At 42.2% G+C, this 17,025-nt stretch carries 13 protein-coding genes; 5 read left to right on the top strand and 8 right to left on the bottom strand.

Annotation, left to right across the window (positions count from 1 at the left end; genetic code table 11):
- Nucleotide 1: 1 nt before the first annotated feature.
- The 5 genes from HMPREF1521_RS00315 to HMPREF1521_RS00295 form a co-directional block, all read right to left on the bottom strand.
- Complete coding sequence (locus HMPREF1521_RS00315; protein WP_038114451.1) at nt 2-2,140, bottom strand: heavy metal translocating P-type ATPase; 2,139 nt, start codon at nt 2,138-2,140, stop codon at nt 2-4.
- 16 nt (nt 2,141-2,156) lie between these two features.
- Nucleotides 2,157-2,420, bottom strand: coding sequence for a DUF6110 family protein (locus HMPREF1521_RS00310; protein ID WP_038114449.1), 264 nt, complete (start codon nt 2,418-2,420; stop codon nt 2,157-2,159).
- A gap of 109 nt (nt 2,421-2,529) precedes the next feature.
- Nucleotides 2,530-2,724, bottom strand: a complete 195-nt coding sequence (locus HMPREF1521_RS00305; protein WP_038114446.1) for a FeoB-associated Cys-rich membrane protein — start codon at nt 2,722-2,724, stop codon at nt 2,530-2,532.
- A gap of 230 nt (nt 2,725-2,954) precedes the next feature.
- Complete coding sequence (gene feoB / locus HMPREF1521_RS00300) at nt 2,955-5,324, bottom strand: ferrous iron transport protein B (RefSeq protein ID WP_038114444.1); 2,370 nt, start codon at nt 5,322-5,324, stop codon at nt 2,955-2,957.
- Nucleotides 5,325-5,333: 9 nt separating this feature from the next.
- Entirely contained in the window at nt 5,334-5,567 is a 234-nt protein-coding gene (locus HMPREF1521_RS00295) for a FeoA family protein (RefSeq protein ID WP_038114441.1), read from the bottom strand.
- Nucleotides 5,568-6,002: 435 nt separating this feature from the next.
- On the opposite strand from HMPREF1521_RS00295, the gene HMPREF1521_RS00290 reads away from it, so the two are divergent.
- Nucleotides 6,003-7,301 carry a DEAD/DEAH box helicase gene (locus HMPREF1521_RS00290; RefSeq protein WP_038114438.1) on the top strand — a complete coding sequence of 433 codons (1,299 nt, stop codon included), beginning with the start codon at nt 6,003-6,005 and terminating at the stop codon, nt 7,299-7,301.
- 180 nt (nt 7,302-7,481) lie between these two features.
- Here HMPREF1521_RS00290 and HMPREF1521_RS00285 read toward each other — a convergent pair whose 3' ends face one another.
- Nucleotides 7,482-9,794, bottom strand: coding sequence for a DNA topoisomerase 3 (locus HMPREF1521_RS00285; RefSeq protein WP_038114435.1), 2,313 nt, complete (start codon nt 9,792-9,794; stop codon nt 7,482-7,484).
- A 178-nt stretch (nt 9,795-9,972) separates the two neighbouring features.
- Here HMPREF1521_RS00285 and HMPREF1521_RS00280 point away from each other — a divergent pair, with 178 nt between their 5' ends.
- Entirely contained in the window at nt 9,973-11,568 is a 1,596-nt protein-coding gene (locus tag HMPREF1521_RS00280) for a peptide chain release factor 3 (protein ID WP_038114431.1), read from the top strand.
- 380 nt (nt 11,569-11,948) lie between these two features.
- On the top strand, nt 11,949-13,196 hold the full coding sequence (locus HMPREF1521_RS00275) for a sodium/glutamate symporter (protein WP_038114427.1): 1,248 nt from the start codon (nt 11,949-11,951) through the stop codon (nt 13,194-13,196).
- 149 nt (nt 13,197-13,345) lie between these two features.
- Here HMPREF1521_RS00275 and rsmA read toward each other — a convergent pair whose 3' ends face one another.
- Both rsmA and rnmV read right to left on the bottom strand, forming a co-directional pair.
- Nucleotides 13,346-14,194, bottom strand: a complete 849-nt coding sequence (gene rsmA / locus HMPREF1521_RS00270; RefSeq protein WP_038114425.1) for a 16S rRNA (adenine(1518)-N(6)/adenine(1519)-N(6))-dimethyltransferase RsmA — start codon at nt 14,192-14,194, stop codon at nt 13,346-13,348.
- 11 nt (nt 14,195-14,205) lie between these two features.
- The gene (rnmV, locus tag HMPREF1521_RS00265; RefSeq protein WP_038114422.1) at nt 14,206-14,736 is read right to left on the bottom strand and encodes a ribonuclease M5; all 531 of its coding nucleotides are present in this window, start codon (nt 14,734-14,736) and stop codon (nt 14,206-14,208) included.
- A gap of 105 nt (nt 14,737-14,841) precedes the next feature.
- Here rnmV and HMPREF1521_RS00260 point away from each other — a divergent pair, with 105 nt between their 5' ends.
- Complete coding sequence (locus HMPREF1521_RS00260; RefSeq protein WP_038114419.1) at nt 14,842-15,783, top strand: LysR family transcriptional regulator; 942 nt, start codon at nt 14,842-14,844, stop codon at nt 15,781-15,783.
- Between the two features lie 119 nt (nt 15,784-15,902).
- Entirely contained in the window at nt 15,903-17,024 is a 1,122-nt protein-coding gene (locus HMPREF1521_RS00255; protein WP_038114416.1) for a 5-methyltetrahydropteroyltriglutamate--homocysteine S-methyltransferase, read from the top strand.
- Nucleotide 17,025: the final 1 nt, after the last annotated feature.

The raw sequence follows: 17,025 nt of genomic DNA, 5'->3' as shown, positions 1-17,025 counted from the left end.
ATTACGCTACCACCGTATCAGCCGTAACATCAATTGTTTCGGTATCTGACTGTGATTCTTCTTTTTTCAACAATGGCGTCATGCTTTCAAGGCCTACACCTAGAGTAAACAAATTATGTAACCATGCCGCTTGTCCCGGAGGCAATGCACCGACGACACCGCCTAAAACAAGAGCACCGTTGAAACCTACAATGCCGTTATAATTGGCTTTAATACGTTTCATTAGCGCTAAGGAAATGCGACGTAAGTCAACCAGCGCCTGTAAATGATCGGAAGAAATTGTAACATTCGCAATCTTTTGAGCAATCGGGGCCCCTTCATTCATCGCAATGCCAACATGAGCTTCTGAAATCGCAGGAGAATCGTTAATACCGTCCCCTACCATCATTACAGTGTAGCCTTCCTCCTTAGCCTGTCTTACATACGTCGCCTTATCTTCAGGCAAGACTTCCGCATGAACTTCGTCAATGCCGATCTCCGCAGCTACGCGTTTAGCGTTGCGTTTTGAATCGCCCGTCATCATAACGACCTTCTTAACGCCGAGCTTATGTAAATCCGCTACAACCTGTTTAGCTTCTTCACGCACAGGATCCTTGATACAGATAACCGCCGCCAATGTACCGCCTATCGCTAAGTACAAATGCGATGATGTATCCGGCAAATTATCAAATTTTTCCTGTTCATCTGCAGGAATCTTTGTTTTTTCATCATCAAAAATATAGTGGGCGCTACCGATGCGTACGCGGTAACGACCGACTTTGGATGCGATACCGTGAGCAACGACGTATTCTACATCGGAATGCATTTCCTTATGAGGCAATGCATGATCTTTTGCAGCACGTACAACTGCTTTTGCCATGGAATGAGGGAAATGTTCCTCAATACACGCCGCCAATTTCAACATTTCATCCGGATCTTGTCCATTGAACGGAATAATTTGTTCAAATTCAGGTTCCGCTTTTGTAAGAGTGCCTGTTTTATCGAATACGATCATATCCGCTTGTGCGATCTGTTCTAAGAATTTACCGCCTTTTACGGTAATCCCGAGTTTTGCCGCTTCCTGCATTGCTGAAAGCACAGCCAACGGGATGGAAAGTTTCAACGCGCAGGAGAAGTCAACCATGACAAAGGATAAGGCCTTCATCACATTACGAGTCAACAAATATGTCAAGCCTGCACCGATAAAGCTGATAGGAACCAATTTATCCGCCATGCGATAAGCCTGTTGTTCCATACCGGATTTCATCTGTTCGGATTCTTCGATGAGACTTACGATTTTTTCATATCGGGATGATTTTGATGTGCTGCGCACTTCAATGACGGCTTTGCCTTCCTCTACAACAGTACCCGCATATACAGAGGTTTCCTCATCACGACGAACCGCCTCAGGCTCACCGGTCATGGAGCTTTCATTAACAAGAATAACACCGTCCACAACGACGCCATCCAAAGGAATGACTTCACCTTGACGAACGATAATTCTATCGCCCGCAACGATGTCGTTAACGCTCTTGCTAACTTCGACACCATCTACCAGAACCCATACCTTATCTACATTCAAAGACATACTTTGAGCAAGATTCAATACAGATTTACGATGTGTCCACTCTTCTAAGATATCGCCGATTCCTAGCAAGTACATAACCATACTTGCGGTAGGATAGTCTTTTTGTAACAGTGCCGCACCGATAGCGACACCGTCAAGAACCTCTACGGTCAACTTGCGTTGCCATAATGTTTTAATCGCTTTACCGATAAATTTAAGCCCGTCAAACCACGCCCATGCCGCTGCAATAGGAGCCGGTAAAACAGCTTTTTTACCTAAGTATAGAGCCGTTTTATTCAGCATCATCTCACGGTATTTTTTATTCACCAATCGTGGCGAATACTCGCTCAAGGCAGGTGCTTCGGACAAATCCAAATCGCGTAGACCTAGTACTGCCTCACGAACGGCCGATTCATCACCATTATGTTTAATGGCAACTTGACTGCTTCGTGTATAGAACGTTACATCTACAACTGCATCATTCAATAACAGAGTATCCTCAATATAAGCCGCTTCAGTTTCCGTAAAGCGATGACCCGTTATCTTCACATGCAAGCGATTTCTGAGTTTTCGTACTACAGAAAATTGTAACATATGCGTCATCCTTTAATTATTTTTCATCTTCTTCAAAAATTTCTTCGTTGCGAGCTTCGTTGATTTCTTGAGCTTCAGCCAATACATCGGATGCGGATGCTTGAACTTTTTCAGCAGTTTCCAATACGGATTCTTTAGCGCGAAGACCGGCTGCTACGATACCTGCATACACCTTTTTAGCGTCTTTAGAAGTTAATACTTTTAAACCTACAGTACCCAATGCAAGGCCCGCTGCAAATAAATTGGCGTTTCTTAAATTATTTCTTCTGAATCTGAACATGATTATGATCCTTTCCTATTAACTTTGTTAAAATGTAAAAATTATATATGAAAAGAGGAGTCTGTTATAGAGACCCCTCTTTCATTACCATGAAAATCGTTATAAAAGCTTACTTATCAGCACGTTTGATTCCCAAGTTCTGATTGCTATCACAACCGCAACAGCCTCCACAGCTTGAGGATTTACTAGAGCCGGAATCAGAACCGCAGCCGCAGCCTCCTTTTCCGCTCATTTGTTTATAAAACTTAAAACCGATATAAGCTAATGCTAATACAACTATGAGTCCTATAATCAGAGAATCCATAATACCGCCTTCTTTCTCAATATCAATAAATTTTTCAATATCTGTTCATTGATAAATAAGATAAAAGCTATATTCTAGATATTTCTCTCTTCTCATTATCATTTAACCACGAATATTGATAATTATCAAGTATTATTTTTAAAATACCTATATCTAAATCACATGACTTTAATGCAAAATATTAAGGATATCTAAGATGTGGTTATACTTCGATTAATCAACACCTTAGATTAATATCCTAAAGCGCGTCCTACATTGTAGAATACAAAACATGCAATCCATGCAAAGGCATTTTCATAGAAGAACATGAATAATACCCACTTCCAGGATCCTGTTTCACGTCTAACAACCGCAAGAGTTGCAAGACATGGCGGATACACCAAGACAAACAGCATCATCGTCAATGCAATCAACGGTGTAAAGTGAGGATCGTTTTGCATATACTCAGTCAACGGTGCCGGGTTCTTATCATCGCCACCAACTGCATAGATAGTACCTAATGTAGAAATAACAACTTCTTTAGCTGCCAAACCTGCTACAAGAGCTACGCCGATTTTCCAGTCAAAGCCCAATGGTTCAAGTACAGGATTGAGAGCTTTACCAAATGTAGCTGCATAGGATTGTTCCAGTTTTTCACCGGCTTGTTCTTCGTCGATTTTCTGATTTTCTTCATCTAAGTTGGCGCTGTTTTTATACATAGCCCAAGCAGCCGGGAACAATTCCTTATTATCATCTTTAATACTGTTAAATAGCTCAGGAGCTTCAGAATCGTCTTCAACGGCAATTTCAGGAGCATCTTCTTCTGCTTCTTCAGCCGCGCTGTTAGCCTCTTCTACTGTAGATTTCATTTCTTCTACAATTTTATCAACCGAGTCTTTTTGATCATCTGTTGTAATGCCAAATTGTTGTAATGTTTCTGCATCTTTTACTTCATAAGTCTGTTTGACTTGTTCATGCATTCCATCGTAATCTTTAGAATACTCTACATCCATCGGATAGGAAGTGATGAACCAGATCAGGATGGATGCAGCCATGATGAATGTACCGGCTTTTTTTAGGTACAAAATACCGCGTTCATACATATGCATAAGCGTAGCTTTCAACGTTGGCAAATGATATGGAGGTAATTCCATTACAAATGGTTCCGCTTCACCAGAGAACAAGAATTTACGGAAGATTTTTGCAAAGATAATACCGAAGATAATACCTAAGAAATAAACACAGAACAATACAGTACCGCGCCATTCTTCCGGGAAGAATGCGGCAGCAAATAATGTATAAACCGGTAAGCGGGCGGAGCAACTCATGAACGGAGTAATCAGAATCGTTACCATTCGATCCTTGTAATTATCAAGGATACGTGCCCCCATGACGGAAGGTACGGAACAACCGAAACCTAACAATAAAGGAATAAACGATTTACCATGTAAACCGCAAGCGCGCATGACACGGTCGATAACGAATGCTGCACGTGCCATATAACCGGTATCTTCCAAGAAGGAAATCCCTAGGAATAACAATAGAATTAAAGGTACGAAGGATAATACGGCACCGACACCGGCGATGATACCGTCGGAAATAAGCGATTGTAGCTGACCTTCCGGTACAACCGTAACAACCCACTGCTGTAATGCAGTGAATCCATCCTCAATCCATCCCTGAGGAATAGCGCCTACAGTGTTGACGATATTAAATAGTAACCACATTACCAATAAGAAAATAGGTAACCCGAGCACGCGATGTGTCAAAATTTTGTCGTATCGGTCAGAACGTGTTTCCAGCTGTGTCGGAGCTTGCGTTAACGATTTATTATATACGTCTACAGCAAAACGATGACGATATTCCTGGAATACTACATCAAGATCAACTTGGTCCTTGATTTCTTCACGAATGGCTTTCGCCTTTTCAATAACTGATTCCGTGTTGTCGAAGCGCATTACCTTGCCGATAACGTCGGCATCCTTTTCCAATAATTTGATAGCAATCCAACGTAACGGATATGTAACAGTACCCGTTTTCTTGAGTTCTGCTACAAGCTCAGCAATTTTAGATTCTAACAGTTCGCCATAATTAATCTGTACACCCGGTGCAGTACGGGTAGCTGCAACATCGATAGTAGCCTGCAATAATTCTTTTGTCCCAACGTTTGTACGCCCTACAGTACTAACGATGGTCGCCCCTGTCAGTTCGGACATTTTTTTAATATCGTATTTAATGCCCATATCTTCTGCAACGTCAGCCATATTTAGAGCGATAACCATCGGTTTTTCAAGTTCCAACAATTGCGCCGCCAAATATAGATTACGTTCCAAATTAGATGCATCAAGGACATTGACGATTACATCGGGGTCATCATTGACGATAACATTTCGAGCAACCAACTCATCCATGGAACGGGCAGTCAAACTATACGTCCCCGGCAAGTCAACAAACATCAATTCCTGACCATTAAAACTCGTATGGCCTTCTTTTTTTTCTACCGTAACACCCGGATAGTTGCCCACGTGTTGTTTCGCCCCTGTGATATTGTTAAAGATCGTAGTCTTACCACAGTTCGGATTACCCGCTAAGGCAATGCGAATTCTCCCATTATCTGCCATTTGGACCTCCTATTGAACCTCTACATCAATCATACCCGCTTCACTTGTGCGAAGTGCTAGTTCAAAGTTTTTCACTTTGATTTCTACGGGATCGCCCAATGGGGCAAATTTCATAACATGAATCTTTGTACCATGTACAAGACCCATATCGATGAGACGATGTTTTACATTACCGCTGCCATGTAGTGCAGAAATAACGCCAGATTCACCGACCTTCATGTCCTTCAGCTTTTTGATAGCCATACGACACCTCCTAATTATTGTACCTAACAACCTCATATTAATCACATATGATAATAAATGCGTATTAATATCCTAAATAATTATATCATTCTAAAGATTAATTTCAACAATTATTATCAATTTTATAATTAATTTCTAATATACATTGATAACAATTTATCATAAATAGTATGATATTAATTTTAATTTCATACTATTAAGCACAGGTGAAGTCAATCATTTATAGTATTTATGAGATTAATAAATAATCAACTAATTGAGTTTTACTGTTATAATTCATAAAGAAAAACTTTTGTAAATTCTCATTTATTTGTTTATAATCTTTTTAACTATTGATTTTCACTAGATTTATATTCTCAATATGATGTGTAATTTGCTCCTATTTATGATAATAAGGTATAATTATTATAATATTTATGATAGAAAGGACGATATATGAAATCTTTCAAATCCCTAGGCGTCTGTGATGAACTCATCACGGCACTACAGAAACAAGGCATAAAAGAACCTACTCCCATCCAAGAACAATCGATTCCTATCGTCTTCAAAGGCAATGACATCATTGCAAAAGCTCAAACAGGTACAGGTAAAACATTAGCGTTTCTATTACCGATTTTGCAACGTGTCCATACAGACATACATCAGGAGCAAGTCCTCATTATTGCACCGACACGAGAACTAGTAAAACAACTCTCCGATGAGGCAAAATTAATAGGTTCTGTATTAAACGTGGATATTCTCCCACTCATCGGCGGTAAAACCATCGAGAGTCAATTACAACAACTCGGCAGACGTCCACAAGTTATCTTAGGTACACCCGGTCGTCTATTGGACCACGCTAATCGAGGATCTCTCCATCTAAACTCCATCCGCCGTATCGTATTGGACGAAGCGGATCAAATGTTACACATGGGATTCTTACCGGATATAGAAAAACTAATCGGAGAAACCGATGCAAATCGTCAACTACTGCTATTCTCCGCCACCATTCCGGATAAAATCAGAAACTTAGCTAAAGCATACATGTCAAAACCCGTATCGGTGACGGCAGAAGGTAAGCATATTACATTAGATGCCATCGACCAACGAGTATACATGATGAATCCCGAAGAGAAAACAAACCGGCTCATTCAGATGATTGAACAGGATAATCCTTTTTTAGCGATTGTTTTCTGTAATAAACGGGAAGGTGCCGTTCGACTTTCATATGAATTAACCGCTGCGGGCCTCAATATTGCTGAAATGCACGGTAATTTAACTCAAGGACGACGCACTCAAATTTTGAGAGACTTCGCAAAAGCAAAAACACAAATTCTGGTCGCAACGGATATCGCCGCACGCGGCATCGATATCGAAGGGATCACCCATGTATACAATTACGATGTACCGCATGATGTGGACTATTATATCCACCGTATCGGTCGTACCGGACGCGCCGGAAATTCCGGCATAGCCGTTACCTTTGCCACACCACAAGATGAACCTTGGTTACGCCGTATTGAACGGGCTATCCAGGCAACCCTTACCAAATATACTAAAGACGGGCAGATAAAAACTAAAGGAAATGCCGGAGGCGCACCTAAACGTGGTAAAACTGTAGCAAAGCCTAAAATCACCAGCACCTACCAATCTACAAAAGCAAAGGCACACAAAGCTAGAGGTCACAAGGGTTCTAACACGCGACAACGACGTACGTCTAACAGTCAAACAGGACGTCGCGGCAAACGAAGATAAAACCTTTTATATAATACAAAAGCGCGTACAGCTAATCTGCACGCGCTTTATTTATTATTCTATTTTAACTTTAACGTAAAACTGATAACAAGAACATTTAATGTTAAATATCTTTTATATAAATATTAAGATGTTAACTAAATACTGACTAAAGACATATTAAGCTATTAAATGTTGATGTTATTTATTAGCATATACACTCGGTACCCCATCCACATCAGAGCACTGTGTCTTACATTCCGACCGATTGCTGCACACCCAATTTATGCGACCGCCGTTCTCCTGCTTTACAAAGTATCCTTTTTGGCAACGAGGACATTTATATTCCCTGCTCGCCTCAGGTACATCAATATTCATATCTTGTTTGGCCTGATTACCTCCCACAGGCTGCGTATACCGACATGTCGGATAGTTGGTACATCCCAAGAATGCACCGAATTTACCGTTCTTTTGCTGTAAATGGCCCGTTTTGCACGAAGGACAGATTGGCAATTTAGATATATCCGTTGAGCTGTTATCCAAAGGCCTCTTTCGATTTTGGTTTGATATGGTCCGCACCACATTAGGCATCATTTGTCCAGAAGAAACCTGTTTATCAAATCCCAGCTTATCAATCAGATGTTGTAAAAATTTAATTTGATCCGTTAGAAAAGAGTCTAATGTATCTTCACCTTCACTCATGAGGGATAAACGCTCTTCCCATACGGCGGTTTCGTCAGGATACAGCAATTCGTCAGGCAGTGCATCCACTAACAGATACCCTGTTTCCGTCGGGGACAAGACCTGTTTTTTCCCCGATGTCTTCATAAAGCCGCGACTGATGAGTTCATCTATAATATTCGCTCTCGTCGCTTCTGTACCGATACCGGACACAGCCTTTAACTGCTTCTTTAAATCTTCATTCTTGACAAATTTATGGATTTCCTTCATCGCCTGTAACAGCGTAGACGGTGTAAAGCGAGATGGCGGTTTCGTCTGCTTCGCATCGATGGTCGAATCCGTGTATTGAACCGTATCGTTCTTCTTTACAGCCGGCAAATGATCCGCTTCTTCAATAGCATCCTTTTTCGGCGAAGCCTCAGCACCGCTTTCATCAGTCAAATCCGGCTCATCGTTATTATCTAAGGATGATTTTGATTTCTGCCGTTTATAAAGAGCCTTCCACCCTTCTTCAATGACAACGCGGCCATTGGCGACAAACTCTTCCTTACATTGATCCACCGTGATTTTTGTCTGCTCATACACATGTTCTCCATAGAACTGCGCTAAATAAGCTTGACTGATAAGAAAATAAATATTTCGTTCTTCCTCGGATAAACTCGTCACATTACACGCCACCGTCGTAGGAATAATCGCATGATGGGCCGTAATCTTCTTTTCATTCCACGCACGACTCTTGATATTATGATCCGCACCGCTCGCCCATTTCGATAGTTTCTCATCTCCCGAATTTTGTAAATTATTGAGGATTGCTATGCGATCTCCATATTGATTGGGTGGTAAATATTCACAATCCGACCGGGGATACGTGGTCAATTTCTTTTCGTACAGCTTCTGTGCCGTATCGAGTACCGTCTGCGGATCATAAGAAAAAGCCTTCCCCGCCAACACCTGTAGTGATGACAAGGACAGGGGCAACCGTTGTACATCTTTCTTCTTTGACTTCGTAACGGACTTGATGATACCTTCCGGACTGGCCTGAAGGCGATTAACCAGTTCATCCGCTACAGCCTTATTGATAAGGCGTCCGTCTGGATCAAGCCCCTTCTGTTCATCCGTCGGCTGCCATGTCGCCCAAAATGTACCGTTCGGATGGGTATATAAAATTTTAACCGTAAAATAATCAATCGGCTTAAATGCGGCCAATTCCCTCTCCCGTCGAACCACAAGGGCCAATGTAGGTGTTTTAACACGACCGATGGGCAAGGTTACTTTATGCCCCTTATACCGCTCCGACAAGGTATACGCACGGGATAAATTCATACCGATCAGCCAGTCTGCACGGGCACGGGCAAGGGCCGATTGATATAGATTGTGAAAGTCCTTATTATCACGCAAATCATTCAATGCGGCTTTGACCGATTTTTCATCCAGTGCATTTAATAAGATACGCTGTACCGGCTTTGTGTTTCCTACAAAATACAGGACCTCATCAACGAGCAGCTGACCTTCTCGATCCGGGTCACCTGCATTGACAATGATATCGGCTTTTCCGATCAATTCTTTTACCGTTTCGAACTGTTGCCGACTGCTGTCTGTGATTAGCAGTTTCCATTCCTTCGGCACGATGGGTAAATCCTGAGGACGCCAGCGAATATATTTATCATCATAATCACCCGGTTCAGCCTGATGCAGCACATGCCCCACAACCCACGTAACCACATCGTCACCTTGGATAAAATAACCGTTGCGTTTCTGTATATTTTTATTTTCCGGCAGGCATTTACTGATTTCCCGTGCCATCGACGGCTTTTCCGCAATAAATAACCGCATGGGCCCCCTCCTTAACATCAATTTACGGCATAGTTCGATACCGTTCTAGGAAATTTAATTATACTACAATTTAATAGTCATAACTACCAAAATCATGTATAATTTTAAAGATGTGAAAGATATGAACATCCCCATTGTAGAGAGTAAAACTTTCACAAACATTTAATAGAGGTGAATCATGACATTTTTAGAAGAAGTGCAACGACGTCGCACGTTTGCTATCATATCTCACCCGGATGCGGGTAAAACTACACTGACAGAAAAATTACTGCTATACGGCGGCGCTATCCATCTAGCCGGTTCCGTAAAGTCCAGAAAGACCGCAAAACATGCCGTGTCCGACTGGATGGAAATCGAAAAGCAGCGCGGTATCTCCGTAACGAGTTCCGTATTACAATTCGACTATGACGGCTGTCGCGTCAACATCCTCGATACCCCCGGTCACCAGGACTTTTCGGAGGATACATATCGCACATTAATGGCCGCCGACAGTGCAGTCATGCTCATCGACGTGGCAAAAGGCGTCGAAGCGCAAACAAAGAAACTATTTGCCGTATCTAAAGAACGCGGTATTCCAATCTTTACATTCGTCAATAAGATTGACCATTTCGGCCGCAACCCGTTTGACCTAATGGAGGAGATTGAAAACGTTCTCGGCATTCGCACCTGTCCTATGAACTGGCCTATAGGTATCAACGGCGAGTACAAGGGCGTATACGACAGAGAACATGAAATAATCGAGCTTTTTGCCAAAGACGAAACACACGGACAGGAGAAATTAGCCTCTGAAAAAGGCGCCCTCGATGATCCGCGTATGAAAGAATTATTGGGTGCTGAAGTATACCAGGCCCTCCTCGATGATATCGAACTGCTCGATGTGGCAGGCGATCCCTTTGATTTTGATAAAGTTCGCGCCGGCGAATTGACACCGATGTTCTTCGGCTCCGCCATGACAAATTTCGGGGTTAAGCCGTTCTTGGAAAAATTCTTGGAACTCGCCCCATCTCCGGCTCCGCGCGAAGCCATTGAGGAAACGGTACAGCCAACGAGCGAAGACTTCTCCGCCCTGGTATTCAAAATCCAGGCCAACATGGATCCAAATCACCATGACCGCATCGTATTTATGCGTATCTGCTCCGGCCAATTTGAAAAAGGCATGTCCGTATTACATCGTCAATCGAACAAAGCCATTCGCCTATCGCAACCGCAACAATTCCTCGCTACTGAGCGAACCATCGTGGAGAACGCGTACCCGGGCGATATCATCGGTGTATTTGATGCGGGAACGATGGGGGTCGGTGATACCCTATGTACACCGAAGCACAAGGTAACCTTTGGTGACTTTCCTGTATTCCCACCGGAATTCTTTGCCCGTGTATCTCCGAAAGATACGATGAAACGTAAACAATTCCAAAAAGGGATGACACAACTTGCTCAAGAAGGTGCCGTTCAAATCTTTGAACAACCGGGTGCTCTTGACTCTTTCGTTGTCGGTGCCGTAGGCATGCTTCAGTTTGAAGTATTGGAATACCGACTCAAAAATGAGTACGGTGTAGATCTTTTGAATCATACATTGCCGTACAGCGTAGCCCGCTGGATTGACGGCGATGTGGATATCGCCACATTAAAAGGTGTAGATAATGCGATGATTGTGAAAGATAATCGCGACCGTACCGTAGTACTCATCTCCAATGAATGGCAGATGGGCTGGGTTCAGGAACGCAATCCGGACGTAGTATTTTTAACGACACCAAAATTACATAATGAAGTATAACACCTCGCTCAAAATACACGAGGATATTCAATTCTAAACACTACCTCTATCATGAAAGCTACAATCACGGAATACGTATACGTTTATAACAGAATGTATACTATATTCCGTGATTTTTATTTTTCTAGCAGGAAAATCTATTTATAACGTCGAATAATTATGGTATGATCCATGTTAATAAGTCATTTATATTATGAGTTATTATCATTTAACTGTTTCATTTCAAGTAAAATGTTTTCAAAAACAAAAATTCTATTTGATTTTTATTATGACAAATGTATATTTAATATACAAAATTTGTATACTATATAAATTCTATAGTATTTTCGTATTTATTCATGATAAAATAAAAATATATTATTATTAAAAGGAGTGATTTTATGCCACTGATTGACCTAAAGTTAGTTAATGACGTATGGACCCTCAACTTGTCCATGTATCAGACTGTAGGCCTTGCCATTATTACATTATTTATAGGTACTTGGATTAACAAACATTCCAGGATTTTACAACGCATGTGTATGCCTGCACCTGCTGTAGGGGCCTTACCTTTTGCATTTTTGACTGCTATTCTTTCATATTATAAAATTTTAAATATCACCTTTGAAAGCTCTCTACAAACCTTTTTAATGCTGGCTTTCTTTACGACCATCGGCTTGATGGCCTCATTAAAGGTATTAAAAAAGGGCGGTATTTTCATTATCTTTTTCTTCATTGCCTGTGCCGTTTGGATCGTCGTCCAGAATACAACGGGTATTCTTATTGCTAAAGCACTCGGCGTTGAGCCTATCATCGGTATCATGGCCGGATCCGTATCCATGATGGGCGGTCTCGGTACAGCCGGTGCCTTCGGTCCATACTTTGAAGAATTACTCGGTATTCCGGGTACTGCTTCAGCCGCTGTGGCTGCTGCAACATTCGGTATGGTGGCCGGAACCATTTTGGGAGCCCCTGTCGGAGAGCGTATCATCAAAACGCACAATGTAAAAACGCCTTATGAAAGTCCTGAGTCTATGGATGATGAAGGTATCGATTATATCGAAGATCACGTCGAAGGTGGCGGAAAACAATTCAGTGCACAGGATTTGTTGACCATCTGCATGTGGATCGGTCTCGCCTTAGGCGTCGGCACCATCATCAGTGCGGGATTATCAATTCTCACTCCGTTGCCGGCTTATATCGGTGCTATGATTTGCGCTGCAATCATTCGTAACTTCGGTGATTTCACAAAATCATACAAAATCAACGATACCGCTCTTGATGCTGTATCCAATGTAGCTCTATCCTTATTCGTAACGATGGCGATCAACAGCTTGAAGCTCGTGCAGTTAATCAACCTCGCATTGCCGCTCATTTCCATCCTATTGGCACAAATGGCTCTCATCGTAATTTTTGCGTACCTTATCTACCTTTTATTCGGTCGCAACTACGATTCCGTTATGCTCGGCGCCGGTGCGATCGGCTTCGGTTTAGGTGCGACGCCGAATGCATTGGTTAACATGTTGTCCTTGGCAAGTAAACATGGTCCATCCCCGCGTGCATGGCTCGTAGTTTCCCTTGTAGGTGCATTCTTGATCGACTTTGCGAACGCCATTATCATTACTTCAATGGCAGGTATTCTATACTAAAAAGGCCCTTCGGGGCTTTTTTAATTTATAAGGTTAAATTTGCAACACGTTTTATCCCCCTGATTGATAGTTAATCACTTTGCCATAATAAATAGCCCTCCTGATGTTAGATTAATTAAATTCTAACATCAGGAGGGCTTATTCATTTCTTATAGCTCAGCCCATGCATTTGCCACATCGGCAAATTCTTGAAGACTGAAGGTCTCGCCTCTTCTCTGACCGTCAATACCGGCCTTTGATAAGATTACCTCAATCTGTTCCTTTAAAAGTCCCGTGGTACGCATCGTATTTGCAAAGGTTTTTCGACGTTGCGCAAAACCGGCTTTCACAACGCGGAAAAATAAACGTTCATCAACCACATCCACAGGCGGTTTATCACGCAATACGCAGCGAATAACAGAACTGGTAACCGCAGGAGCCGGCAAAAAGGATTTCGGCGGCACATCGAGAACAATATCCGATTCCGTATAATATTGAACCGCTACAGATAGCGCCCCGTAATCCTTTGTACCCGGTTTTGCCACCATCCGCAAGGCAACCTCTTTTTGAACCATTACAACGAGACGTTCGATCGGCAGTTTGCTTTCCAGTAAAGACATGATAATCGGAGTTGTAATGTAATACGGTAAATTAGCAACCACCTTAAAAGGCTTATGATTCATAATGGTTACAACATCGAGTTTTAACACATCGCCGTGTACAATTCGTACATTATCATAAGATCCTAACGTGGTATCGAGGACTTCTAATAAACGGCGATCAAGTTCGATAGCCGTCACATCGGCGCCACTTTGAGCCAAACCTTGAGTCAATGTGCCTATACCGGGACCGACCTCCAGAACAGGCTCACCGGGTGTTAAGTCAGCAGCATGAACGATTTCATCAACAATACCGCGTTTGATAAGAAAGTTTTGCCCCAGCTTTTTACTCATCTTAATATCAAAACGCTTACATATATAGTGCACGACTTCCGGGCTTGCAATTACTGATTCTAACATTCTGTCTCCTGTCATAAACTATTCACGGCCTCTTCATAGGCCTCACGAGATATACCGTAATGATTAAGACGGTATATGAATTGCTTTGCATTACCATAACCGATACCGAGTTTCGCTCCTACCGCCGCACGTTGTGAAGCACTGTCAGGAGCTCCGGATAATCCATATCGCACTAGATCAGCCATACAAAATTCGTCAGATGACTCCAGCGATTCCACATGCAGTGTGGATAAGGCCTTTCTAATGGATTCGGGTGAAGCCTGTTCTATACCGATATCATCATTTGCAAAAGCCTCATCTCGTGGCACAAAAGCGTGTTGAGCGCGAGGGAATTTTTTCGTCAGTACACGACGGATACGCTCCCCCGCCGTATCCGGATCGGTTAATATAATAATGCCCCGCTTTTCATAAGCGATGCGAATCATATCGATTACACCTTTTCGCAATGTAAATCCTTCCGTAGCTATACAATCGGCCTCTACAGCCTGTGCAATGCGCTGTATATCAGATTTTCCTTCTACAACGATGACTTGTTTCAGCATAGTCCCTCCTCATTCTGTTAGTCCATTGTAACACATATAGAACATTGCTTAAATACATGGAATCGTTTACTATTAATAATATAATAGAATAAAAGGAGAACTGCTTTGACTCTACAACAATTAAAATACGTAACTACAATCGCAAATATCGGCAGTATCAGCGAAGCTGCCAAACGACTATTCGTTTCTCAGCCGAGCTTGACAAAGGCTATCAAGGAACTGGAACGGGAAATGGGAATTACCATCTTCGATCGTACCAATAAGGGTATTACCGTTTCCAAAGAAGGTGAACGCTTCTTAGGCTATGCGCGCCAGGTCTTGGAACAGGCCGCGCTGCTTGAGGAGCAATACAAAAGCCATGGAGGCGGCAAGAAGCAATTTTCCGTTTCCACACAACATTACTCATTTGCAGTCAGTGCGTTTATAGAACTATTGAAGGGTGCCGGTATCGACCAATACGACGTATCGCTACGAGAAACACAAACCTATGAAATCATCGATGACGTGGCTCATATGAAAAGTGAAATAGGATTGCTTTTCTACAATGATTTTAACCGTCCTGTACTGGAAAAGCTCATCCACACGAATGAGTTGACCTTTACGGAACTATTCAGAGCGCATCCTCATATTTTTATCAGCAAGAATCATCCGTTGGCACATAAACCAAGCGTATCCATGGATGAATTAGAAGAATATCCCTATCTTTCATTCGAACAAGGGGATCATAATTCCTTCTATTTCTCAGAGGAGATTTTCAGCACCGTAGTTCGCCCAAAACACATCCGCGTGCGCGATAGAGCTTCTCTATTCAGCCTTCTTATCGGGCTCGACGGCTATACGGTATCTAGCGGTGTTATCGATGAAGAAATTAACGGTGAAAACATCATCTCCGTTCCTCTCTCCGAAGAAGGTATTATGCATATCGGTTACATTACAAATAACAAAATGCAACGCAGCCGATTAGGTCAAGAGTACATTCAGGCCTTGGAGCAATATGTAAGCAACTACGGAAAACATATTCAACTACCGACAACGGAAGAATCCTGATGCTATAGTTTGAAGTTATATTAAACCTCACTATATTTATATTTTTATATATCGATAACCTTCGTTATAATAAACCTATCGAAATTATCGGTTATACCGTTTATATAAGGAGGTCAATTATGTCCAAACAACTAGCACCATTTCATTTTGATATTGTAGGATCGTTTCTTCGTCCTGCAGAACTGAAAGAAGCACGTGAAGCTTTTACAAAAGGCTCTATCACGCATGACGAATTAACAGAAGTTGAAAATCGACTCATCACAGATCTTATCAAAAAACAAAAAGCCGCGGGGTTACCGGTCATTACGGATGGCGAATTCCGCCGCGCTTATTGGCATCTTGATTTTATGTGGGGTTTTAACGGCGTCAAGGAAATCGAATTGGAGCACGGCTATAAATTCCATGGACAGGAAACCGCACCTGGGTCACTCGCGCTGACCGGCAAAATTACAGGAACCAATCATCCATTTGTAGAACATTTTAAATTTGTCAAACAATTCGAAGATGAACATACCACGGCACGCCAGACGATTCCGGCACCGTCTCAATTTTTAGCCGAGCTATTCCGCGAAGATAACGGTATCACAACCCGGTCTTTCTATCCTGATTTAGAAGAGTTAATTCAAGATATCGCCGCCGCATATCGACAAGTAATTAAAGATCTGTACGATGCAGGCTGTCGCAACATCCAGTTCGATGATTGTACATGGGGTATGTGCTGCGATCATGCCTACTGGACAGGTCGCCAAAAGGATAAAAGCGTTACAATCGAGGGAGAAACGGCAAAATACTTGCGTCTTAATAACCTCGCCTTAGAAGGATGTCCTAAGGATTTAGCATTCACCACGCATGTATGCCGGGGTAATTACAATTCCACCTGGGCTGCAAGCGGCGGATACGAACCGATTGCACCGATTCTTTTCGGCCAGGAAAATGTGGACGCATATTATTTAGAATTCGATGACGACCGTTCCGGCGGCTTTGAACCGTTACGTGAAGTATCGGACCACAAAAAAGTAGTCCTCGGTCTTATTACAACAAAACGTCCTCAACTGGAAGATAAAGAAGTTATTAAAAAACGCATTCAGGAAGCGACAAAATATATTCCATTAGAACGTTTATGCCTCTCTCCTCAATGCGGCTTTGCATCCTGTGAAATCGGCAACCAATTAACAGAGGATGAACAATGGGCTAAACTTGCCTTAGTAAAAGAAATAGCCCACGAAGTATGGGGTGACTAAT

The sequence above is a fragment of the Veillonella sp. AS16 genome, assembly GCF_000517785.1.
Taxonomy (GTDB): Bacteria; Bacillota; Negativicutes; order Veillonellales; family Veillonellaceae; genus Veillonella; species Veillonella denticariosi.
Note: the sequence above shows the minus strand (reverse complement) of the source record. Positions and strands in the feature narration are given on the sequence as shown.

Bases quoted from the DNA above. Each gene is read 5' to 3' on its own strand.
- HMPREF1521_RS00315 (WP_038114451.1), bottom strand. From the start codon at position 2,140: ATGTTACAATTTTCTGTAGTACGAAAACTCAGAAATCGCTTGCATGTG.
- HMPREF1521_RS00310 (WP_038114449.1), bottom strand. From the start codon at position 2,420: ATGTTCAGATTCAGAAGAAATAATTTAAGAAACGCCAATTTATTTGCA.
- HMPREF1521_RS00305 (WP_038114446.1), bottom strand. From the start codon at position 2,724: ATGGATTCTCTGATTATAGGACTCATAGTTGTATTAGCATTAGCTTAT.
- feoB (WP_038114444.1), bottom strand. From the start codon at position 5,324: ATGGCAGATAATGGGAGAATTCGCATTGCCTTAGCGGGTAATCCGAAC.
- HMPREF1521_RS00295 (WP_038114441.1), bottom strand. From the start codon at position 5,567: ATGGCTATCAAAAAGCTGAAGGACATGAAGGTCGGTGAATCTGGCGTT.
- HMPREF1521_RS00290 (WP_038114438.1), top strand. From the start codon at position 6,003: ATGAAATCTTTCAAATCCCTAGGCGTCTGTGATGAACTCATCACGGCA.
- HMPREF1521_RS00285 (WP_038114435.1), bottom strand. From the start codon at position 9,794: ATGCGGTTATTTATTGCGGAAAAGCCGTCGATGGCACGGGAAATCAGT.
- HMPREF1521_RS00280 (WP_038114431.1), top strand. From the start codon at position 9,973: ATGACATTTTTAGAAGAAGTGCAACGACGTCGCACGTTTGCTATCATA.
- HMPREF1521_RS00275 (WP_038114427.1), top strand. From the start codon at position 11,949: ATGCCACTGATTGACCTAAAGTTAGTTAATGACGTATGGACCCTCAAC.
- rsmA (WP_038114425.1), bottom strand. From the start codon at position 14,194: ATGTTAGAATCAGTAATTGCAAGCCCGGAAGTCGTGCACTATATATGT.
- rnmV (WP_038114422.1), bottom strand. From the start codon at position 14,736: ATGCTGAAACAAGTCATCGTTGTAGAAGGAAAATCTGATATACAGCGC.
- HMPREF1521_RS00255 (WP_038114416.1), top strand. From the start codon at position 15,903: ATGTCCAAACAACTAGCACCATTTCATTTTGATATTGTAGGATCGTTT.